Origin of the sequence: Candidatus Binatus sp., from assembly GCF_030646925.1 — a bacterium.
Taxonomy (GTDB): Bacteria; Desulfobacterota; Binatia; order Binatales; family Binataceae; genus Binatus.
The window spans coordinates 1-19,794 of sequence record NZ_JAUSKL010000046.1 but is presented as its reverse complement, the minus strand read 5'-3'; the positions used below and the strand labels follow the sequence as shown (position 1 = coordinate 19,794).

At 61.0% G+C, this 19,794-nt stretch carries 24 protein-coding genes and 1 tRNA gene; 15 read left to right on the top strand and 10 right to left on the bottom strand.

Annotated elements, in window-relative coordinates; genetic code table 11:
* Positions 1–2 precede the first annotated feature (2 nt).
* Together Q7S58_RS07445 and Q7S58_RS07440 are read left to right on the top strand one after the other, a co-directional pair.
* On the top strand, positions 3–497 hold the full coding sequence (locus Q7S58_RS07445) for a cytochrome c (protein ID WP_304822836.1): 495 nt from the start codon (positions 3–5) through the stop codon (positions 495–497).
* On the top strand, positions 494–928 hold the full coding sequence (locus tag Q7S58_RS07440; RefSeq protein ID WP_304822834.1) for a cytochrome c: 435 nt from the start codon (positions 494–496) through the stop codon (positions 926–928). The genes Q7S58_RS07445 and Q7S58_RS07440 overlap by 4 nt, the downstream gene beginning before the upstream one ends.
* Positions 929–1,045: 117 nt before the next feature.
* On the opposite strand, the gene Q7S58_RS07435 is transcribed toward Q7S58_RS07440, so the two are convergent.
* Positions 1,046–1,729: an HAD family hydrolase gene (locus Q7S58_RS07435; protein ID WP_304822832.1), complete on the bottom strand. Its 684-nt coding sequence runs from the start codon at positions 1,727–1,729 to the stop codon at positions 1,046–1,048.
* Positions 1,730–1,880: 151 nt separating this feature from the next.
* On the opposite strand from Q7S58_RS07435, the gene Q7S58_RS07430 reads away from it, so the two are divergent.
* Genes Q7S58_RS07430 through Q7S58_RS07415 form a run of 4 tightly spaced genes read left to right on the top strand, consistent with a single transcriptional unit; the run spans position 1,881 to position 5,951 of the window.
* Positions 1,881–2,750 carry a xanthine dehydrogenase family protein subunit M gene (locus Q7S58_RS07430; protein ID WP_304822830.1) on the top strand — a complete coding sequence of 290 codons (870 nt, stop codon included), beginning with the start codon at positions 1,881–1,883 and terminating at the stop codon, positions 2,748–2,750.
* Between the two features lie 29 nt (positions 2,751–2,779).
* The gene (locus Q7S58_RS07425; RefSeq protein ID WP_304822826.1) at positions 2,780–3,286 is read left to right on the top strand and encodes a (2Fe-2S)-binding protein; all 507 of its coding nucleotides are present in this window, start codon (positions 2,780–2,782) and stop codon (positions 3,284–3,286) included.
* 54 nt (positions 3,287–3,340) lie between these two features.
* Positions 3,341–5,629, top strand: a complete 2,289-nt coding sequence (locus tag Q7S58_RS07420; RefSeq protein ID WP_304822823.1) for a xanthine dehydrogenase family protein molybdopterin-binding subunit — start codon at positions 3,341–3,343, stop codon at positions 5,627–5,629.
* Between the two features lie 55 nt (positions 5,630–5,684).
* Positions 5,685–5,951 (top strand): MoaD/ThiS family protein, encoded by a 267-nt coding sequence (locus tag Q7S58_RS07415; RefSeq protein WP_304822820.1) that lies wholly within the window; start codon positions 5,685–5,687, stop codon positions 5,949–5,951.
* A gap of 281 nt (positions 5,952–6,232) precedes the next feature.
* Here Q7S58_RS07415 and Q7S58_RS07410 read toward each other — a convergent pair whose 3' ends face one another.
* Together Q7S58_RS07410 and Q7S58_RS07405 are read right to left on the bottom strand one after the other, a co-directional pair.
* Positions 6,233–6,592 carry a nuclear transport factor 2 family protein gene (locus Q7S58_RS07410; protein ID WP_304823025.1) on the bottom strand — a complete coding sequence of 120 codons (360 nt, stop codon included), beginning with the start codon at positions 6,590–6,592 and terminating at the stop codon, positions 6,233–6,235.
* A gap of 404 nt (positions 6,593–6,996) precedes the next feature.
* Positions 6,997–7,074 (bottom strand) — tRNA-Val (locus Q7S58_RS07405).
* Positions 7,075–7,286: 212 nt separating this feature from the next.
* On the opposite strand from Q7S58_RS07405, the gene Q7S58_RS07400 reads away from it, so the two are divergent.
* Positions 7,287–7,889 (top strand): carboxymuconolactone decarboxylase family protein, encoded by a 603-nt coding sequence (locus Q7S58_RS07400; protein WP_304822817.1) that lies wholly within the window; start codon positions 7,287–7,289, stop codon positions 7,887–7,889.
* A gap of 5 nt (positions 7,890–7,894) precedes the next feature.
* Here Q7S58_RS07400 and Q7S58_RS07395 read toward each other — a convergent pair whose 3' ends face one another.
* Positions 7,895–8,269 (bottom strand): DUF952 domain-containing protein, encoded by a 375-nt coding sequence (locus Q7S58_RS07395; protein WP_304822814.1) that lies wholly within the window; start codon positions 8,267–8,269, stop codon positions 7,895–7,897.
* A gap of 290 nt (positions 8,270–8,559) precedes the next feature.
* Between Q7S58_RS07395 and Q7S58_RS07390 the strand changes: the two genes are divergently transcribed.
* Complete coding sequence (locus Q7S58_RS07390) at positions 8,560–8,721, top strand: hypothetical protein (RefSeq protein WP_304822811.1); 162 nt, start codon at positions 8,560–8,562, stop codon at positions 8,719–8,721.
* Here Q7S58_RS07390 and Q7S58_RS07385 read toward each other — a convergent pair.
* From Q7S58_RS07385 to queG, 5 genes are read right to left on the bottom strand one after another with little or no spacing between them, the layout of a single operon-like run.
* Complete coding sequence (locus tag Q7S58_RS07385; RefSeq protein ID WP_304822807.1) at positions 8,718–9,440, bottom strand: (Fe-S)-binding protein; 723 nt, start codon at positions 9,438–9,440, stop codon at positions 8,718–8,720. The two genes, Q7S58_RS07390 and Q7S58_RS07385, sit on opposite strands and share 4 nt — an antisense overlap.
* Positions 9,433–10,149 (bottom strand): lactate utilization protein, encoded by a 717-nt coding sequence (locus tag Q7S58_RS07380; RefSeq protein ID WP_304822804.1) that lies wholly within the window; start codon positions 10,147–10,149, stop codon positions 9,433–9,435. The genes Q7S58_RS07385 and Q7S58_RS07380 overlap by 8 nt, the downstream gene beginning before the upstream one ends.
* Positions 10,150–10,151: 2 nt before the next feature.
* Positions 10,152–11,579 carry a LutB/LldF family L-lactate oxidation iron-sulfur protein gene (locus Q7S58_RS07375; RefSeq protein WP_304822801.1) on the bottom strand — a complete coding sequence of 476 codons (1,428 nt, stop codon included), beginning with the start codon at positions 11,577–11,579 and terminating at the stop codon, positions 10,152–10,154.
* Positions 11,580–11,597: 18 nt separating this feature from the next.
* Positions 11,598–12,440, bottom strand: coding sequence for a SirB1 family protein (locus Q7S58_RS07370; RefSeq protein WP_304822798.1), 843 nt, complete (start codon positions 12,438–12,440; stop codon positions 11,598–11,600).
* 42 nt (positions 12,441–12,482) lie between these two features.
* Positions 12,483–13,583, bottom strand: coding sequence for a tRNA epoxyqueuosine(34) reductase QueG (gene queG, locus Q7S58_RS07365; RefSeq protein ID WP_304822795.1), 1,101 nt, complete (start codon positions 13,581–13,583; stop codon positions 12,483–12,485).
* 174 nt (positions 13,584–13,757) lie between these two features.
* Here queG and Q7S58_RS07360 point away from each other — a divergent pair, with 174 nt between their 5' ends.
* The 3 genes from Q7S58_RS07360 (at position 13,758) to fabG (ending at position 15,594) form a co-directional block, all read left to right on the top strand.
* On the top strand, positions 13,758–14,150 hold the full coding sequence (locus Q7S58_RS07360; RefSeq protein ID WP_304822792.1) for an iron-sulfur cluster assembly accessory protein: 393 nt from the start codon (positions 13,758–13,760) through the stop codon (positions 14,148–14,150).
* Positions 14,151–14,252: 102 nt separating this feature from the next.
* A complete protein-coding gene (locus Q7S58_RS07355; protein ID WP_304822789.1) occupies positions 14,253–14,819 on the top strand; it encodes a hypothetical protein in 567 nt (188 codons plus the stop codon).
* 28 nt (positions 14,820–14,847) lie between these two features.
* A complete protein-coding gene (gene fabG / locus Q7S58_RS07350) occupies positions 14,848–15,594 on the top strand; it encodes a 3-oxoacyl-[acyl-carrier-protein] reductase (RefSeq protein WP_304822786.1) in 747 nt (248 codons plus the stop codon).
* A gap of 67 nt (positions 15,595–15,661) precedes the next feature.
* Here the strand turns inward: fabG and Q7S58_RS07345 are convergent, their stop codons facing one another.
* The gene (locus Q7S58_RS07345) at positions 15,662–16,450 is read right to left on the bottom strand and encodes a HEAT repeat domain-containing protein (RefSeq protein WP_304822783.1); all 789 of its coding nucleotides are present in this window, start codon (positions 16,448–16,450) and stop codon (positions 15,662–15,664) included.
* 39 nt (positions 16,451–16,489) lie between these two features.
* Between Q7S58_RS07345 and Q7S58_RS07340 the strand changes: the two genes are divergently transcribed.
* From Q7S58_RS07340 to recA, 4 genes are all read left to right on the top strand, one after another.
* Positions 16,490–17,470 (top strand): DUF3108 domain-containing protein, encoded by a 981-nt coding sequence (locus Q7S58_RS07340; protein WP_304822781.1) that lies wholly within the window; start codon positions 16,490–16,492, stop codon positions 17,468–17,470.
* 91 nt (positions 17,471–17,561) lie between these two features.
* A complete protein-coding gene (locus Q7S58_RS07335; protein WP_304822778.1) occupies positions 17,562–18,158 on the top strand; it encodes a 2-hydroxychromene-2-carboxylate isomerase in 597 nt (198 codons plus the stop codon).
* Between the two features lie 5 nt (positions 18,159–18,163).
* Positions 18,164–18,808 carry an RNA 2',3'-cyclic phosphodiesterase gene (gene thpR / locus Q7S58_RS07330; RefSeq protein WP_304822775.1) on the top strand — a complete coding sequence of 215 codons (645 nt, stop codon included), beginning with the start codon at positions 18,164–18,166 and terminating at the stop codon, positions 18,806–18,808.
* A gap of 143 nt (positions 18,809–18,951) precedes the next feature.
* A partial coding sequence (gene recA / locus Q7S58_RS07325) for a recombinase RecA (RefSeq protein ID WP_304822771.1) occupies positions 18,952–19,794 on the top strand: 843 nt, incomplete at its 3' end.

The following is a 19,794-nucleotide window of genomic DNA, read 5'->3' as shown; positions in this document are numbered from 1 at the left end:
CGTTGAGGCTCGGAGCAGTACTTTCGATTCCCGCGATCCTGATTCTCTTCGCGCCAACCTGTCGTGCGGCCGAGTCCGACGTTTACATTGCGCGATGCGTGATCTGTCATCAGCTGAACGCGGAGGGCGTGCCGGGGATGTATCCGCCGCTGGCAAACTCGATCGGCGCCGACCTGAAGCTCAAGCAAGGACGCCGGTACCTGATCCAGGTTGCGCTCAGCGGCATGACCGGACCGGTCGATGTGGATGGAATCGTTTACAATGGCCTGATGCCGCCGTTCGCGCAGTTGCCCGACGCCGAGATCGCCGACGTGTTGAACTACGTGCTGACCAAATTCAACGCGGATAAATTGCCGAAGGACTTCACGCCGATCGCTGCGGAAGAAGTTAAACAGGCGCGCGCCACGCCGGATTCGTCCACCGAGCTTCCGCGCCTCCGCGAGTCGCTGATGAATGAGCTGAAAAAGGCGCATCCTGTCGATGGGGCCGCGCCATGACGCGCCGGCGCGCGATGATCGTCGTCGTCGTGATGCTCGCGCTCGCGCCGACGTTCGCACTCGCGGAACCTCCCGAGCAGCTCTATATGCTGAATTGCTGGGGATGCCATCGTCCGCACGGCGAGGGAATTCCCGGCACCGCGCCGCCGCTGCGCGACGCGGCCGATTTTCTGCGGGTGAAAGGTGGCCGCGAGTATTTGATCTCGGTGCCAGGCGTATCGCAGTCGGCGCTGAATAACGCCGACACCGCCGCAGTGATGAACTGGATCCTGAAATCGTTCAGCACGGACCGTCTGCCCGCTGATTTCAAGCCGTACACAGCCGATGAGATCGCGCAGGCTCGCACGCATCATCTGATGGACATCAAGAAAGCGCGCGCGGAACTAGTCGGCGAAATGGTCGAGCAAAAAATTCGCCCGCCCGAAAAATAGACCGGCGCGCGCGAGAGCTTGCGATCCGTCGGCGCGCGCGTGCTCTCAGAGTTTGTGAAGATTTTCTCGGGTGATCGCTCACCACGTTGTCATTCTCAGGCGACGGCTGCCATCTACTCACAGCGCTTTGCCGGTGGAGGCGCGCAGGCGGGCGAGATCGTACTCGAGCATCTGATCGATTCGATCGATCATCACGTCGGCGGCTGGATACTTGGCGACTTCCTTCAGATCGGTCGCGTAATGTCCCTGGCGCGGGAACACGGTCGTCACGCGATCGCCCCAGACTTTCTTCACCGCCGCCAAAATTCGAATCTTGTCGTCGATCAGAACGTAGTGGTCGGCCGGGTACCGCGCCGCGACGTCGTCGAGTTCCTGCTCCTTATGAATGTAGATCATCACCTTGCCATCGACGGCGTCGTCCAGCCCCGAGCGCTCGACCTTGAGCGGCTGAAAAACCATGTCGCCGTCCGACAGGATCGCGATTTCGCCGAATTGCTGGGAACGTTCGAGTACGTCGAGCGAACCGGGGATGAGCCGGTTGGCGAAGTGATAATTCATCAGGAAGCGCGACACCGAGACGATGTGAAAGTCGCGGGGATTATTGATCCGGTAGCGCTGCAGCGCGCCGAGGTAATCGGCGTAGCCGAGCTCGCCGCGGATTTCCTCGAAGTACTCCCAGTATTTTTTGGCCGGCGCGGCGCCGATATCCTGCTCGAGATGACGCATCATGTCGGCGATGATGCGATCGTTATCGATCAGCGTGTTGTCGACATCGAAGAGAAAAACGACGTGATCAGCCATCGTGGGGAGCGCCTCCGCGGTTGATGATTACGCTAAACGCCGCGGATGCCAACGGCGCGCGCTTGCCCTTTTCCGCGAAAGGCCTTAAACAGGCTAGCTAAGGAATAAAGTCGGGTATAACGTAAGCCCGATCCCCGGAGGTTTCCCACCCTTGCACGCGATAAATTACGAAGCCCCAAGCACGCTCGAGCAGGCAGTCAGCATCCTGAAGGCGCACGGCGAGAAAGCGCGCCCGTTCTGCGGCGGCACGGATATCATTATCCAGCTCCGCGCCGGAGTTCGCCGCACCGAGCATCTGGTCGATGTAAAAAAAATCAAGGAACTGCGGAGTCTCTCCTTCGATCCGAAGAAGGGACTTCGCCTCGGCGCGGCCGTTCAATGTATCGAGATTCACGAGAGCGAGATGATGCATCGCTACTACCCCGGATTGACCGAGGCGGCGCATCTGATCGGATCCTTGCAGATTCAGAACCGCGCATCGGTCGGCGGCAATCTGTGCAATGGATCGCCCGCGGCTGATACGACGCCGTCGCTGATCGCGCTCGGCGCGAAGGCGCGGATCGTCGGCGCGAAGGGCGAGCGCGAGGTGCCGGTCGAGTCGTTCGTGGTATCGCCGGGACGGACCGTGCTCGAGCCCGGCGAATTGCTGGTCGAACTGCTGATTCCCCCGCCCGCGCCGCATTCGAGTGACGCGTATCTGCGCTTCATCCCGCGCAACGAGATGGATATCGCGGTGGTCGGAGTCGGCGCGGCGGTGACGTTCGACGGCGAGAAGATCAAGTCGGCGCGCATAGGACTCGCGGCGGTCGCGGCGACTCCGCTGGTCGCGACCAAAGCGGCGGAATCGCTGGCGGGCAAGAAGCTCGACGATGCGTCCCTCGCGGAAGCCGGCCGGCTGGCGAGTGAGTGCACGTCGCCGATCGACGACATGCGCGGCACCGCGGAATATCGACGCCACATCACCGGCGTGCTGACGCGGCGGGTGCTTGCGATTGCGGCCGAACGCGCGAAAAAGAACTAACTCGAAAATCAAATACGGCGACAAGATAAATGTCCAAAAAGACACTGGTAGAAGCTAAGGTTAATGGCGAAACTGTCGAGTTCCTCTGCGAGCCGCGCCAAAGTCTGCTCGAGAGCCTGCGCGATATCCTCGAGCTGACCGGCGCGAAAGAAGGATGCCTCACGGGCGATTGCGGCGCCTGCAGCGTGATGGTCGACGGGCGCGTGGTGGATTCGTGCCTGATGCTCGGCGTCGAGGCGCAAGGCTGCAGCATCACCACCGTCGAGGGGCTCGCGACCACCGGCACCCTGCACTCTCTGCAGCGTAAGTTCCTCGAGCACGCCAGCCTGCAATGCGGGATCTGCACGCCGGGCTTTCTGATGGCGGCGAAGGGCCTACTCGATCGCAATCCGGAGCCCAACGAGGCGGACGTGCGGTATGCGCTGGCGGGGAATCTCTGCCGATGCACCGGTTACGACAAGATTGTAAAAGCGGTATTGGATGCGGCAGCCGACTTGCGTTCTCACGGCGACGGCAAAGCTGCGGCGGCGCGCTAGAATCAGCGCTCCGAGCGATCATAAGATACGACCACGCGAACAAGAGGTCTGACCATGGCGGAATCAACTACCACCGGCAAATACAAAGTAATCGGCACCCGTCCGATTCGGCACGACGGCGCAGACAAAGTGACCGGGCGCGCGAAGTACGGCGCTGACTACACCTTTCCCGGGATGCTGCACGGCAAGGTGCTGCGCAGCCCGCACGCGCACGCGATCATCAAGTCGATCAATTTCGACAAGGCGCTCAAGCTGCCTGGCGTGAAGGCGATCGTGACGCACAAGGATTTGCCGTCGGTCGCCGACAAGCTCGAGCAAGCCGGCGAGATGGCAATCAATCCGCATCACCTTTCGTTGAACATCCTGGCGCACGACCGCGCGCTGTATGACGGCCATGCGATCGCAGCGGTGGCGGCGATCAACGGCCACATCGCCGAAGAAGCGGTGCGGATGATCGAAGTCGAGTACGAAGTGTTGCCGCCGGTGATGACGGTGGACGACGCGATGAAGCCGGGTGCTACGATTCTGCACAAGGGCTTGCGCAACCAGGAAGAAGGCGACAAGCAAACCAACGTCGCGCAGCACTACCAGTTCAAGCGAGGCGACGTGGCCGAGGCCTTCAAGGGCGCGGATTACATCGTCGAGCGCGAGTTCAAGACCGCGATGGTGCACCAGGGATATATCGAGCCGCACAACGCGGTCGGTATCTACAGTTCGGACGGCACCGCGACGATCTACTGCTCGACCCAGGGCCCCTTCGAGGTCCGATCCTTGAGCGCCCAGGTGCTCGGAATGCCGGTCGGCAAGATTCGCGTGGTGCCCGCTGAAATCGGCGGCGGCTTCGGCGGCAAGACCACGGTCTATCTCGAGCCGCTGTCGGTCTTGCTCTCGAAGAAGACCGGCGCGCCGGTGAAGATGGTGATGACGCGGGCCGAGGTTCTGCGCGCGAGCGGACCGACCTCAGGATCGAAAATCAAGGTGAAGATGGGCGCGACCAAGGCTGGCAAGCTGGTTGCGGCTGAAATCTGGATGGCGTACGAGGCGGGCGCGTTCCCCGGTTCGCCGGTCGGCGCGGGCGCGATGTGTATCATCACGCCGTACAAGGTCGAGAATTTCCTCATCGATGCGTACGACGTAGTCTGCAATCGGCCCAAGACCGCGGCCTATCGCGCGCCGGGCGCGACCAACGCCGCGTTCGCGTCGGAGACGGTGATCGACGAGCTGGCCGAAAAGTGCGGAATCGATCCGATCGATTTCCGCATCCAGAACGGCGTCAAAGAAGGCGACCTGCAGACGGTCGGACCTCCGTTCAAGCGCATCGGATTTATCCAGACCTGCGAAGCGATCAAGAATAGCGATCACTACAAGTCGAAGCTGACCGGCAAGAATCGCGGCCGCGGCGTCGCGTCTGGCTTCTGGTTCAACGCCGGGATGAACTCATCGGCCACCGTGAATATCCACGCCGACGGCACCGCCAGCGTCGTGACTGGTTCACCGGATATCGGCGGTTCGCGCGCCTCGATGGCGATGATCACGGCCGAGGTGCTCGGACTTTCAGTCAACGAGGTGCGTCCAGTAACCGCGGATACCGACTCGATCGGGCATACCGATGTAACCGGCGGCAGCCGCGTCACGTTCGCCACCGGCATGGCCGTTTACGAGGCGGCGCAGGATGCGGTCAAACAAATGATCAATCGCGCATCCAAGGTGTGGGAGAAGAAGCCCGAGGAAGTCGAATTCCGCGATGGCAAGTTCTTCGCGAAGGGCAACGGCGTGCCGCCGATGACGATCAAGGACCTGGCGCCGCGCTTAAGCCGCACCGGCGGACCAATCACTGGCCGCGCGAGCGTCAACGGACGCGGCGTCGGACCTGGCTTTGCGACCACCTGCGTGGACGTCGAAGTCGATCCCGAAACCGGCAAGGTGCAGATCCTCCGAGCCACGATCGCGCAGGATGCGGGCAAGGCAATTCATCCGAGCTACGTCGAAGGCCAGATGCAAGGCGGTACCGCGCAGGGACTCGGATGGGGCCTCAACGAAGAGTACTTCTACGACGACAAGGGCATCCTGCGTAACAGTGGATTGCTCGACTACCGGATGCCGACCTGCCTCGACCTGCCGATGATCGAAACCTGCATCGTCGAGGAAGCCAACCCAGGGCACCCGCTGGGCGTTCGCGGCGTGGGCGAAGCGTCGATCATACCGCCGCCTGCGGCGCTGGCCAACGCGATCTATCGAGCAGTGGGCGTCCGGATGCTCGAGACGCCGATGTCGCCGCCGAAGGTGCTGAAGGCAATCCTGAAGCATCAATCGAGCGCGCATCATTCGGCGGCGGCCGACTAAGCGACGTCGATTCGGAACGGGCCGGGCCTCGCGCCCGGCCCTTCTTTTTCAAACTATGGCGACAGTGATCATTCCCGCCCTGCTGCGCAAGTTCACCGACGGCCTCGATCGCGTCGATGTGCCTGGGAGAACTATTCGCGAGGTTATCCGCAACCTCGGTCAGCGCTTCCCGGCGATCGTGGAGCATCTGCTGGAACACGACGAGCTCAAGCCGTCGGTGGCGGTTTCAATCGATGGCGAGATGGCGACCGGCGGGGTGCTCGAGAGCGTCGGCGCGACGAGCGAGATTCATTTCATTCCGGCGATAGGCGGCGGGCGCTAAAGATAATCGACAGTGTGACGGTAGTGATTTTCGTAGCGATCTAAAGCTTTTTTTACTCTATTTTGGTTGCAACTCGACGCGAGTCGCGTAGAATACGGTTGCTGGCCGGGGTTTGCCCCCCTTTTCCCGGTTGGCTAGGGCCGGACAGAGCAATCTGTTCGGCCCGAACTTTTTGCCGCTTGATTGGGCACAATCGGTCGTGCTGCGAAGCCGATTTTCTGACTGCCGCCCGTCACATAGTCAGCGGTCAGTGGCTTCCGGAGCGGCCGGAAGCGACTTTTTCAGCTCGTGAAAACTTCGCGGACGTCGTTCACGTCGTTGTACTCGCGGACCTGCGCGAGCTTGTCGCCCTTGAACATAAAATAGAAGTGATACCGATTCGCGTACTTCTTGCCGTTGGATGAGACCGTGTCCGACGCCGCCTGGATCGCGACGTGCGGCCCTTCTCCGACCACGGTCTGGAACGTCATGTTGAGGCCCTTGGGGAACATCGCTTTCAGCGTATTCGGCATCGATTTCAGGAAGACGGCTTTGCCCCGCATCGGCTCGATCCCGGGCAAGCGGCCCATCATCTCGAATTCGAAATCGTCGGTCAGGATGCCCTCGTATGCTTTCGCGTCGGGATGCTCGAAGTTCTTCAGGAAGTGAGTGCAGTCTCTTTGTTTTGCTCGATGCTCATCTCAGTTGATCTCCGTTGGGTTAGTGCTTGCACGTGCTCGCGCGCGGGCAATCGCCGCAGTTCTACGATTCGATCACTAAAAGTCCTTTCCATCATCCGCACCGCTCCATCATCAGCCATCAGACTCCACCCACCCCACGCCGACGCAAAGCGACTCGTGAGCGACCCGATGCAGCGTCCCAATGTTCGAAAATCAATACGCAGATGAGTCTTGAACGCGCCCTGAGCCTTCGCCGTTCTGCTCGATTCTAAAACCAGAAATTCTTCGGCAAAGCAGCTACCCGCCGATCTGACACAGAACTGACACAGCAGATGACCGCACCGGTCACTTATTCTGAGGAGAGTCTTTGAGAATGTTGGAGAAAGTGGTGGACGCAGCAGGACTTGAACCTGCGACCCCTTGCATGTGAGGCAAGTGCTCTAACCGGGCTGAGCTATGCGTCCACGTATCGAGCCGAGCCTCGAATTATCGCGCCGTCGCGCCGCACTGGCAAGAGTGCGAGATGAGAGCCGCGCATCGCGGCGGCGTCATTTTCGCCGCGAATAATTCAGCCGCCTGATTTCATTTGACGCGCGCCGATCACTTGCGGGAAAGTTCCATCGACTCGAACCGGATGCTCGCGCAACGCGCGTCATTCACTTTAGGAGATTGCTCGATGGGACGACTACGTCAGGTATCAGCCGCGGAAGCGACGCCCGAAATCAGGGAACTCTACAAGCAATTTTTCGGCGATCGCGATCCGGTGGCGCAGCCCGGCACCGCGACCGGCACGCCCGGCGACTACTGGACCACCTTCGCGCTGGTGCCCGATTTGCTGTTCCAGGCGCGTAACTCGCTGATGGCCCTGATGCAGCCCGGCCGGAAACTACCGGCCCGACTGCGGGAACTCGCGATCGTCCGCACCGGGATCGTCGGCGACTCGAAGTTCGAATACTCTCAACACATGAAGGTCGCCCGGATGGTCGGGCTGCCCGAGGAAAAACTCGCCGCCATCAAGGGATGGGCGGTCAGCGACAAGTTCACGCCGGTCGAACGCGCCGTGATGCAAGCCACCGACGAACTGGTTGGCCGCAACCTGGTCGAAGACGACACCTTCGCCGCGCTCAAGGCCCATCTGCCCGACGAGCAAATCATGGAATTGTTCTACGTGATCGGGCTCTGGCGGATGCACGGGATGATCGTGCGCGCGTTGCATCTCGAGTACGACCACGACACCACCGCCCGGATGGTCGAGGTGCCCGCGCCGGCGGCGAAGTAGGTCGCCTAGGCTTCGCGCAATTCGTCGGGCATCGCGAACCGTCCATCGGCGGCACACCGCAACTCGATGACCCTCGTCACCGCCTCGAGATTCAGCGCTCCATAAATGTGCGGGAACAATTCGTCTGCGTTTTCACGATCCAGCTTGTCATGATCGGGCATCGATGGACCTTCGAACTTCAGCGGCATCGCCAGCCTATTCTCGTCGATACAGAGCACGACCAAATCTTTCTCTCCACGATAAAATCGATTCGCAGTGCCGATCAATTGCGCGAGCGTCGAGCAATGAATGAAGCCTTCCGCATCGACGCTCGCCGGGCGATAGGATCCGATTCGCGCCGCCGCTTCCCACTCCGATCTCTTTACGATATGAAAAATCATCCCCGCCTGTTTAATCCGCCGCCTGATCTATTTGCTCCCACTGCATCAATCGAACGATGCTCCCCACTTGTCATCCCGAGCGTCTGTGAGTCTTTGTAAGGCGAGTGGACCTCACGACGTTTGTCATTCTGATGCGAAGGCTGCGCGGCCGAAGAATCCCGGATTTTTTCTCGCCCTACTCCCGGACGGCATAGTTGGCAATCTGGAGTTATCGGGGTACTAATCTAATCGCGGGAGCTATCCGCGCGAAATCAAACTGGGGGCTACACGACGTATCGGAGGGGATGGAAATGGCGGCAGGCGGAGCAAAACGGATTCTCACCAAGGACCTCGACGCGCGCATCACGGAACTCGAACGCAAGCTTTCTGAAGTCGCCGAGCAACTCACCAGGCTCGACGAGCGCGTGATGAAGATCGCGAACTCGCTGGCCACGATTCCGCTGCGGTCCTAGCGTGCCGCTAAAATCTCCGCGAGATGCCGCGTTTCGATCGCGGCGCCCGCGCGATTCAGTCCGCCGCCGATTTGCATCAGGCAGCCGCAATCGTTCGACACCACGACTTCCGCGCCGCTGTCCTTGATGCGCGCCATCTTGTCGCCGAGCATCGCGGCCGAGATATGCGCGAACTTGACCGAGAACATCCCGCCGAAACCGCAACACTCCTCGCGATCGCGCACCTCGCATAGCTTGATTCCGCTGACCGCGCTGAGCAGCGTCATCGGCTCGCTGCGCACGTTCAGCTCGCGCATCAGATGACACGACGGATGGTATGCGACCGCGCGCTCGTATCGCGCGCCGACGTATTTGACCTTGAGTACGTTGACCAGGAATTGCGAGAACTCGAAGATCCACGGACGAATCGCGGCGGCCTTTTCGGCGAGCGCCGGCTCATTCGCCAGCAAGTCGCCATAGAAAATTTTGAGCATACTGGTGCACGAGCCCGACGGCGCCACGATTGGAATGCCCGGCTTGACAGATTTGAGAAAGCGGCGCGCGAGGCCCACCGCCTCTTGGCGGAGTCCCTCGTTGAATGCGACCTGGCCGCAGCAAAACGCGCGGCGCACCGGGATGACCTTGACGCGCAGCCGTTCGAGCACGGTCGCGGCGGCGTCGTTGACCTGCGGAAAAAATTCCTCGGCAAGGCAGGTCGAAAACAACTGGACTTCATTCATCGCGCGGCCACACCACGATCACGTGCAGCGCTTTCGGGCCGTGGACTCCCAGCACGATTCGCTTTTCGATGTCAGCCGTGCGGCTCGGCCCCGTGATCAATGTCAGGCGATGCTCGATCAGACGCGCGGGACCATGCGCGGCGAGCATCGCAGCAAGATCGTGCACGACACGATCGATTTGCACGATTATCAGGCTCGCCGTGGGCAACAGCGTCAGCGAACCGGGCCGCGTTTCGGTCGAAATCACGGCGAGCGTGCCCGTGGACGCGATCCCGTACTCGGCCTCGGCGATTCCCAAGTCCGCATTCGCTATTTGTTCGCGCATTGTCAACCGTTCGGAGTCGGCGACGGGAACTGCTTTCACTACCTTGATGTCCGCGCGCTCGAGCGCTTCGCCGATCGCGTCCATGTCGAGCGAGGCGCCCTCGCCAATCGCAATCACTTTGGCGCCGATCTCGCGCGCCAGCGTCACGATTCGATTACTCAGTTCGGCTGGACTGACTATTCCGGCAAATTTGCCGCCGACGAGTTCAAGCTCGCGCGCCAGCGAAGTAGCTAATTCCGCGCGATGCTCCGGTCCGGCGATCGGCACCCTCCGCGTGGGCGGGACAACCGGTGCATGATTGTTCGCGAGGTCGAGATATTGCTGCCTCTCGCCTGCTTCGAGCGCGGTCTTGATCGTCGCGAGTATTTTGTGAGCCTCGGCCAACGTCAAGGCTCCCGAACTTCGGACGATGCCGGCCGGCGCTTATGCGGATGCGGTCGCGGGAAGTTTCGGTATTTCGTCCAGTTGCTGAACGGTGATGGCATCCGGCGGAGATAACCGTTGTGCGCGAATGGCTTCAGCATCTGCGCGGCCAGCCGCCCGAGCATCCGGATGGTCCGCGGATGCCGCGCGATGCCGGCGAATCGCCGCGCCCCCGCCCGTGCGCCTTCCAGCGCCGCCGGCCATTTGAGCGGACGCTCGCCCTCGGTTTCCTTCCATCGCAGATGCAGCAGGATGCGCGGAATATTGATCTTCACAGGACAAATATCCTTGCACGCACCGCACAGAGTCGAGGCGAACGGCAGATAGCCAGCCGCACTGCCAAATAGATTTGGACTGACTATTGACCCAATCGGTCCCGGATATACTGACTTGTATGCGTGACCGCCGATTCTGCGATAGATCGGACAGACGTTCAGACACGCGCCGCAGCGGATGCAGTTGAGCGCTTCCCGCAACACCGGATCGGCGAGCATCGCGCTGCGCCCGTTGTCGAGAATCACGACATGCATCTCGCGCGGACCATCGAGTTCGCCTTCCCGCCGCGGCCCGGAGATGAAACTGGTGTAGGTGGTCAGTTTCTGTCCGGTCGCGGTGCGCGCGAGAATTTCCAGAAAGTGGCTCAAGTCCGCGAGCCGCGGAATCACTTTTTCGATTCCCATTATCGCGACGAACGTATCCGGCATCGAACTCGACAAACGTCCGTTGCCCTCGTTCTCGACGACGATCAGCGTGCCCGTCTCCGCGATCGCGAAATTGACGCCGGTGATGCCGAAATCGGCGGTGAGAAAAATCGCGCGCAGCCGCTGGCGCGCTTCAGCCGTGAGTTTTTCGGGCTCGGAGGTATATTCAATTCCGAACTGCTCGGTGAATAAATGCCCGATGTCTTCTTTCGACAGATGAATCGCCGGCGTGATGATGTGCGACGGACCTTCGCCGCGAAGCTGCACGATATACTCGCCGAGATCAGTCTCGACCGGATCGATTCCCGCCGCCTTGAATGCGGGATTCAGCTCGATCTCTTCGGTCGTCATCGATTTTCCCTTGACGACGCGGGTCGCGCCTTTCGCTTTCGCCAGATCGACGATGTACTTGCGCGCCTGCTCCGCGTTCTCGGCGAAGAACACCTTGCATCCGTTGGCGTGCAGCTTGTCGGTGAGCTGAATCAGCAACTCGTCGAGATGCGCAATCGCGTCGGTCTTGATTCGATGCGCCGCGTCTTTCTCGGCTTCGTACAGCGGGAATTCGGCCTTGACGATTGCGAAGTGATCGAGATGACGCGTGCTGGCGCTCTCGAGCTTGCGCTGCAGTTCGCGATCCTGAACGGCGGCTCTGCTCGAATCGAAGAAGTCGCCTTTCGGTGATGCGGCCATTAAAGAATGTCGATGCGATTAGTTGATCAGCGCGACCTGGCGCACCAGCCGCAGCACCGCTTCCCGCGCCGTTTCGGCGGCAGGATGCTCCGGCGCCTGCGAAAGAAAACTCTGGTAGTCGTCGAGCGCCGGCTTGAAGCATTCGAGGCGCTCGTAGATACCACCGCGTTCGACCAATTCCTCGAGCGCGCGCGGATCGAGCAGCAGGATGCGATCGAGCGCCGCCAGCGTGCGATTCCAGTCCGACGCGTTGGCGTAGATATTTTTGAGATTGCGCAAAACCCGCGTGAGAATATGCCGCGCGCCCACGGCTTTCAGCATCGTGGGATGCAGGTCGACCGGTTGTCCATAAATCTGCGTCAGGCGCGCGCGGATTTCGTCGAGCGCGAGAATTTTGCCGCCCGCAAACGGATCGATAATCAGTTCGCCGCGTTCGTCCACCGCCTTGACCAGGAAATGAGTCGGGAACGACACGCCGTACAGATTGATTCCGAGGCGGCGTCCGACTTCGAGGTAGATGATCGACAAGGTGATCGGAATGCCAAGGCGGCGCTTGATCACTTTATTGAGAAATGAATTGCGCGGGTCGCCGAAATTTTCCGCGTTGCCCTCGAATCCCTTCAGCTCGAACAGGAAGTGTGAGAGCAGATGGATTTTCTCGACGGTGTCCGAGCCCGCGCGCACGATCGGCTCCGCCTCGCGCGCGAGCGCCGCAAGCTGATCGAGCCACGCTTCGACATCGAGGTCCGGATATTCCTCCTTCGCGATCAGCAGCGCGCCCCGCGCCAATGGCACTGGCTCCCGGGCCGCAAGCATCGCGAATTCGCGCCGCGCGTCATTCATCGGATTGGCACCAATCACTCCAGTCTTCCAATGCGCGCCCGTTTTGACAAGCGGGTTACTTCAGATTATTTTGCGCGCCGCCCGGATTTCCGCGAGAACCGAATCGTCGGATTCCCGCGCTCGCGCCGCTTCGAGGACGCGGCGAGCATCGACGCCGCCGATTTGTCCGAGCGCCCACGCCGCATGCGCGCGCACCAGAGGCTCTTTCTCTGAATCGAGCGATCGTGCAAGCGCCGACACTGCATCGGGATTTCGCGTGTTGCCGAGCGCGACTGCGACGTTGCGCAGCAATCCGCGCCGCTTTGCGCGTTTGACCGCGCTGCCGGTGAACCGCCGGCTGAAACTGCCTTCGTCGAGCGCCAGCAAGTCGGGCAAAAACGGAATGAGATCTTTCGAATTAACCTCTGAACTCGCATCCCCGTTCCAGGGACAGACTTCGTTGCAGACGTCGCAGCCGAAGATCCAGTTAGCGAGCTTGGGCCGCAGAGCAACCGGGATTGCGCCGCGATTCTCGATCGTCTGATACGAGATGCAGAGCCGCGATTCCATCACGTAGCCGTCCGCGAGCGCGCCAGTCGGGCAGAGATCGAGGCATCGCCGGCATGTCCCGCAATGCTCGCGATACGGCTCTCGCGACGGCTCGAACTCCGCGTCGGTGAAAATCTCGGCCAGAAAAAAGTATGAGCCCTGATCGCGATTCAGCAGCATCGTGTTCTTGCCGAACCATCCGAGGCGCGCGGCGGCGGCCCATTCGCGCTCGAACACCGGACCGGTATCGACGTAGGCGCGCGTGATTGCACCGGGCCGCGCATCCGCGATCGCTTCCGCGACGGCGCACGCCGCGTTGAGCACGTAGTCGTGATAGTCGCGTCCGAGCGCGTACGCTGCGATTCGCCCGCGCATCTGAGCGCGCCAATCGATCGAGGTTGCGGCCGCGGTTTGCGGCGGCGCGTACGGATAGGCGAGGCTCACGATCGATTTGAATCGCGCGTCGAGTGTGCGCGGATCGATCCTGCGCTCGGGGCCGAGCGCGAGGTATTCCATCGCACCGTGGCGGCCATCCTGGAGCCATCGACGGTAGAAATCGTCTCGTTCATCAAGCCGCCGAAGCAGCGCGAATCCGACCAGCGCGAAACCCTGCCGATGGGCAGCCTCAACCACGGTTTGATTTGCACGATTCATTGGCCCGGTCGAGACAAACACTAGCATTTTAGCGGTATTATCGAGTTGGCAATAGCGGATGCATTGACTCCACTTTTGCGCTAAGCTTAGCTGCTCGACGATGGTTAGATTGAGCAGGTAAGCGCCCCTCACGGACGCATGGAGAGATACGACATGTCCCACGAATCACACGAACACACCGAAACCGCGCCGGTCGAGCGAATCGACATCAGTTCGCTGCCCAACGTGCAGCTTACGCCGAAAGCGATCGGCATGGTCCGCAAGATGCGCGAGAACGAGAAGCTAGACGCGCTGCACGGACTGCGGATCGGCGTGACCGGCGGCGGATGCTCGGGCTTTCAATACTCGCTCAATTTCGACATCGAGAAGGAAGGCGACCGCGTCGCGGAATTCGACGGCGTGCGCATCTACGTCGATGAGATTTCGCTGCCGTACATCGCCGGCACGACGCTCGACTACGTCGAGGGCTTGCACGGCGCGGGCTTCCGCTTCGACAATCCCCGGGCGAGCCGCACCTGCGGATGCGGGTCGTCATTCAGCGCCTAGCCGCGCAGTAAATCGAATCGTCGGGCCGCTCCAAACGGGGTGGCCCTTTCTTTTTTGGCTGATTTCAATTTTCGCGCGCGCACGTGTTAAATCGATCCCGCGATGCTTTCCGGATTGCTCTACTGGCTTTCACCGGCGCGGCGGCGTTTCATGCGGCGGCTCGCGCGGCCGGGACTCGAGCATATCCGCGCGCATCTCGCTGAATCCGGATCGCCGCGCGCGATCCAGTTCATATCCTCGCTGCTCGACGCCAACGCCGATTTCATAGCCTACGCACTTTCGCCGCGCGGACCGCTCGCCGCGTATCGCGAGCGCGCGACGCCCGAGACGGTCGCGGCCTGTCTCCGCACGATGCTGCTGTATTCGGTGAATCTTTTTGCGCGCGACGAGATGACTCGCAACGAAAGCGAATTGATTCCGTTGCTCGCGCGGCTTACCGCCTCGAGCACGACGCAAGTAATGGTTCGGCGCGATGCGTTTCGCAAGGCGCCTCGCTCGGAAGAATGGTTGCTGGTGACGTGGCTCGCGAAGGACCTGGGCGCAGAGCCGCCCAAGTATGACGCCGAACTCGAGCGCAACTTCGGCTACAATTACCTGTCTTACATCGATCAATATCGCCCAATACTGGAGCGCGAAATGGCTGAAGCTGATTCGGTCGAGAAGGCTTGAGCGGCAACGGCGCGCAATGGAGAGCATCGTGAAAGACCTCGAAGGCAAGGGCATCATAATTACCGGTGCGACGCGCGGAATCGGACGCGCGCTCGCGATCGAAGTTGCGCGGCGGGGCGCCAACGTATCGTTCAACTACGTGAAGAGCGAACAACAGGCCGATCAGTTGAAGGCCGAAATCGAGGGGCTCGGCGTCAAGGCGCTCGCCTACAAAGTAGATGTCGGCGATCTGAAGAGCGTGCGCGAGATGGTCAATGCGACCAAGAAAGAGTTAGGACAAATCGATGGACTCGTCAACAACGCGGGCCTCACGCGCGATAAGGTTTTCGTGATGATGTCCGAGGACGACTGGAACGAGGTAATCCGCGTCAATCTGACGGGGGCGTTCAACTTCGCGCGCGCCACGGTGTTCATGATGATGAAGGCGAAGCGCGGATCGATCCTGAATATCACGTCGGTCAGCGGACTTATCGGGCTGCCGGGGCAGGCGAACTACTCGGCCTCGAAGGCGGGCCTGATCGGGCTGACCAAATCGATCGCGAAGGAAGTCGGGCGCCTGAATGTCCGCGTCAACGCGCTCGCGCTGGGCTTTATCGAGACCGACATGACTGCGGCGCTGCCGGAAGAGAATCGCAATCAGGCGCTCGCGATGATCCCGCTCGGCCGCTTCGGCAAAGTCGAGGATGTCGCGCCGCTCGCGGCTTTTCTGCTGAGCGACGCCGCTTCATACATTACGGGCGCGGTTATCCAGATCGACGGCGGCCTCGCGATGTAGCGCATCCAAAGAAAAAGCCGCGCGGATCGATTCCGCACGGCTTTGCCGCGACGTTATCGCGAGTCGCCTAGCGTTCCATATCCTGCAGTTTCTTGTCCATCTCGCGAATCTTGGCGAGCTTCTGATCGGTTGGCTGGATTTCCTTGTTGGTCTGCGAGGCGAGTTCCTTCTTGTGCTCGGTCGGCAACTCCCCGCTGATCTTTTGCGTCGCTTCCTGCGCGAGCCGCCGCACCATCGGGCTGTTGTCTTCCGCGATCACCTTGGTCAGTACCGGCGTCGCCTGATCGCTGCCGATCTCGCCGAGTGCGAACACCGCGGTCCCACGGCCGCGCTCGTCCTGCTCGACGCTCAGAAACTGCATGACCGGCAGAGTCGCTTGCGCATCGCCGATCCGGCCGAGCGCCGCGATCAGATGCAGCTTTACGATCGGCTCCGTCGAGCGCAGAAACAGCATCGAGTCCATCGCGGGGACGGCGACGTTGGCTTCGCGCGCGCCGAGCAGATCGATCGCCTTGATCTTCACCCGGAGATCGGGGTCCGACATCGCCGTCAACAGGATTTCATTCACTTCGGCGTCTTTCAGCCAGCGCAGTTTGTTCAACTCGCCGACGCGCACATTCGGGTCGGCGTCCTTGAGGCCGAGCTTGACGTCCTTGATTATTTTGAAGGGCGTTTCCTTCGAGGCGCGCCTCGCCATGTCATCGACACCGGCGCGCATCGTGCCTTGATGCACCATCGCGTTGTTGCTGAGCGCGCTGCCCATGCCCTGGCCGCCGTATTGCGCGAGCGCCAGTCGTGGCACGGCAATCGCTCCACCAAGCGCGAGGACTGCGAACAAATATCCTGGCTTCAACATATACGCGACCTCCACGATCGGCCAAAATTATTGGTGATTATGGGATCCATTGCAAGCAAGCGCATCGATCACGATACATCTCGATCCAACACCCACTTCCTCCGGCCTCGAGCAACTGCCCGAATTCTCAGACTATCGGTAATTGCGACACTGTACCTGCTGATCGGCATCGCAATTCCGATGCAGTTGTTTGCCGATCCTGCGGCAGAGCCAGCGGCGAAGGCTCAACGACGGGCCCGCCGCAGTCCGAAGCCATCGCCGACGCCGATGGCGCTGCCCGACGACATCAAGACGCAGGTGCCTGCCTACAAGCTCGGTCCGCTGCCCTTCCACGACGGCGAGCAACTCGTCTATCAGGCGTCGTGGATCGGGGTGCCGGCCGCGCAAGCGAAAATCATCTTCCACAAAAAGAAAAAGGACCCGACGCGCTGGGTGCCCGAGATCTGGGTTCAGACCAACGCCTTTGCCGACGTGTTCTACCGGATGCGCGATTACATGCGCGAAAATATCGCGGTCGATTCACTGCAAAGCGCTGAGCTGTACCTCGTTCAGCACGAGAACAGCAGGCTCAATTACTACACCGTGACCTTCGACCGCCCCGCGCAGAAGGTCACGCTGCTCAAGGAAAATCACAAGGGCAAACAGACCAGGGAATTCATTGCATCGAATCCGTACGGTCCGCTGTCCGGCGCGATGATGGCTCTGACGCAGGAATTCGCGGTCGGCAAGCGCTACGCCTTCGACGTTTTCAGCGGCAGCCAACGCTACGTTTTCTCTTTCGAGGTCGAGAAGCGCGAGCGGATTCGCACCTCGCTCGGCGACTTCGACGCGTGGCGAATCGTGCCCGACGTGCTGTATCTGAGCGACGGCAATCTGCGCAGTCAGGCGCACGGCACCGTGCTCTGGATCTCGGCGGACAAGCGCCGACTGCCGCTCAGGATCGAATCGCAGGCGTTCATCGGCGTCGTGCGCGCGGATCTGATCGAGATCGACGGGCGCAATACCGTCGCCGAACGCTGATCGCGGCGCGTGCTCGAGCGCGCGATGCTGGCCAAGCGCCGCATCGCGCTGTAATTCTGTACGCATCGAATCTCGACGGAGTTTAACCGCGATGGCGAAGCTCGAGTTTTTCTACGATTGCTCCAGTCCCTGGACTTATCTCGCGTTCACCAAGATCGAGGAAGTGGCGCATCGTCATCGCGCCGACCTGGTCTGGAAGCCGATTCTGGTCGGCGGTCTCTTTAACACCGTCAATCCGTCGGTCTATGAAAGCCGCGCCAAGCCGGTGCCGGTGAAGGCGAAGTACTACACCAAGGATCTTCGCGATTGGGCGAATTTCTACGGCATCAAGATCGGCAACCCGACCGTGTTCCCGGTCAACTCGGTCAAGGCGATGCGCGGCGCGTTCGTCGCGCACGAGCACAATCTCATTTCGAGATACTCGCGGCGCGTGTTCGAAAGCTACTGGGGCGACAATCGCGACATCAGCCAGGACGACGTGCTGCGCGATATCGTGCGCCAGGTCGGCCTCGACGAAAAGGAATATTTCGCCAAGATCGGGTCCGAGGAATACAAGGCCAAGCTGCGCGCCAACACCGAGGAATTGATCGAGCGCGGCGGCTTCGGCTCGCCCACGATGTTCGTCGAGGGCTCGATGTTCTTCGGCAACGATCGATTGCCGCTGGTCGAGCACGCGCTCTCGAGCTAAGGGCGATGGTTCACTGGGCGGAAGGGCATGCGCGCGAACACGCTCGCGACGACTTTCCGTCGCATGGACATCCCGGGGTGCGCGCGTTCGTCGCGATTCGGATGGGCGCGCAGGTCGAGGATTCCGTCGCTGCCACGATCGCGGAGCTAAGCCGCCCGCGCGACGGCGTCCGATGGGTCCGGCGCGAAAACCTGCACGTAACGCTGAAATTCCTCGGACCGTCGGTCGATGCGCATCGCCTCGAGCATCTCACCGCGGCGCTGCATGACTTCGCGCTCGAGACCGATCCGTTCGAGCTGGCCGCAGAAGGCGTGGGTGCGTTTCCGAATCTCCAGCGCCCGCGCACGATTTGGGTCGGATTGCACAGCGCCGAACTGGGCGCGCTCGCATCGCGCGTCGAGGCGCTCAGCGTCGAATGCGGATTCGAGCGCGACAGCCGGCGCTGGACCGGGCATCTGACGATCGGACGGGTGCGGAATCTGCGCGGATTTTCAAAAACGCGCCAGGCAATTCTCGAAATGAAAGATCGCGAATTCGGCAGTTCGAGAATCGAGTCGCTGACGCTTTACCGGAGCCATCCTGGCAAGGAAGCCGCGCGCCACGAGGCGCTCGCCACCTACCTCTTTGGCAAGCATGGGTCCACCGACTAGCGCGCATCCGCCAGTCGTTTTCGTTACCGCTGCGACCGTTCAGTTCGATTTTCTGTGGACACCCGCGCGGCGCCCCTAGCGCTATCGTCGCGCGTTTGTGGCAAGATTCGTGCAGCATTCCTCAATTTGTCAAGGCTGATTCGATGGCTCAAGAGATCAAAAGCAAGGCTCTCGACCTGGCGCTAAGCACGATCGAGAAACAGTTCGGCAAGGGCTCGATCATGAAGCTCGGCGAGCAGGCGATTCAGGCCGACATCGCGGTCGTATCGACCGGCTCGCTCGGATTGGACATAGCGCTCGGAGTCGGCGGATTACCGCGTGGACGCGTCGTGGAAATCTACGGCCCGGAATCGTCGGGCAAGACCACGCTCGCCCTCGAGGTCATCGCGGAGGCGCAAAAACTCGGCGGCACCTGCGCCTTCATCGACGCCGAACACGCGCTCGACGCAGCCTACGCGCGCAAGCTCGGCGTCAAGGTCGAAGACCTGCTGATCTCGCAGCCGGATAACGGCGAGCAGGCGCTCGAGATTACCGAGACGCTGGTGCAATCGGGCGCGATCGACGTGCTGGTGATCGATTCCGTCGCGGCGCTGGTGCCGCGCGCCGAGATCGAAGGCGAGATGGGCGAGCCGCAGATGGGTCTGCAGGCGCGCCTGATGTCGCAGGCGCTGCGCAAGCTGACCTCGGTCATTTCGCGCTCGCGCACCATCGTGATCTTCATCAATCAGATCCGCATGAAGATTGGCGTGATGTTCGGCAATCCGGAAACCACCAGCGGCGGCAACGCGCTCAAGTTCTACGCGTCGGTCCGCATCGACATTCGGCGCATCGGCACCATCAAGAACGCGCAGGAAGTGATCGGCTCGCGCACCAAGGTGAAGGTCGTGAAGAACAAGGTGGCGCCGCCGTTTGCCGAAGCCGAATTCGACATCTACTTTAATCACGGCATCAACAAAGAGGGGAGCATTCTGGACGTCGGGCTGGAA

What these genes read in the sequence shown, in the direction of transcription:
- Q7S58_RS07440 (WP_304822834.1), top strand. Translation starts at nt 494, where the DNA reads ATGACGCGCCGGCGCGCGATGATCGTCGTCGTCGTGATGCTCGCGCTC.
- Q7S58_RS07435 (WP_304822832.1), bottom strand. Translation starts at nt 1,729, where the DNA reads ATGGCTGATCACGTCGTTTTTCTCTTCGATGTCGACAACACGCTGATC.
- Q7S58_RS07425 (WP_304822826.1), top strand. Translation starts at nt 2,780, where the DNA reads ATGTCCAAAAAGACACTGGTAGAAGCTAAGGTTAATGGCGAAACTGTC.
- Q7S58_RS07420 (WP_304822823.1), top strand. Translation starts at nt 3,341, where the DNA reads ATGGCGGAATCAACTACCACCGGCAAATACAAAGTAATCGGCACCCGT.
- Q7S58_RS07415 (WP_304822820.1), top strand. Translation starts at nt 5,685, where the DNA reads ATGGCGACAGTGATCATTCCCGCCCTGCTGCGCAAGTTCACCGACGGC.
- Q7S58_RS07400 (WP_304822817.1), top strand. Translation starts at nt 7,287, where the DNA reads ATGGGACGACTACGTCAGGTATCAGCCGCGGAAGCGACGCCCGAAATC.
- Q7S58_RS07395 (WP_304822814.1), bottom strand. Translation starts at nt 8,269, where the DNA reads ATGATTTTTCATATCGTAAAGAGATCGGAGTGGGAAGCGGCGGCGCGA.
- Q7S58_RS07390 (WP_304822811.1), top strand. Translation starts at nt 8,560, where the DNA reads ATGGCGGCAGGCGGAGCAAAACGGATTCTCACCAAGGACCTCGACGCG.
- Q7S58_RS07385 (WP_304822807.1), bottom strand. Translation starts at nt 9,440, where the DNA reads ATGAATGAAGTCCAGTTGTTTTCGACCTGCCTTGCCGAGGAATTTTTT.
- Q7S58_RS07375 (WP_304822801.1), bottom strand. Translation starts at nt 11,579, where the DNA reads ATGGCCGCATCACCGAAAGGCGACTTCTTCGATTCGAGCAGAGCCGCC.
- Q7S58_RS07360 (WP_304822792.1), top strand. Translation starts at nt 13,758, where the DNA reads ATGTCCCACGAATCACACGAACACACCGAAACCGCGCCGGTCGAGCGA.
- Q7S58_RS07355 (WP_304822789.1), top strand. Translation starts at nt 14,253, where the DNA reads ATGCTTTCCGGATTGCTCTACTGGCTTTCACCGGCGCGGCGGCGTTTC.
- Q7S58_RS07345 (WP_304822783.1), bottom strand. Translation starts at nt 16,450, where the DNA reads ATGTTGAAGCCAGGATATTTGTTCGCAGTCCTCGCGCTTGGTGGAGCG.
- Q7S58_RS07340 (WP_304822781.1), top strand. Translation starts at nt 16,490, where the DNA reads ATGGGATCCATTGCAAGCAAGCGCATCGATCACGATACATCTCGATCC.
- Q7S58_RS07335 (WP_304822778.1), top strand. Translation starts at nt 17,562, where the DNA reads ATGGCGAAGCTCGAGTTTTTCTACGATTGCTCCAGTCCCTGGACTTAT.
- thpR (WP_304822775.1), top strand. Translation starts at nt 18,164, where the DNA reads ATGGTTCACTGGGCGGAAGGGCATGCGCGCGAACACGCTCGCGACGAC.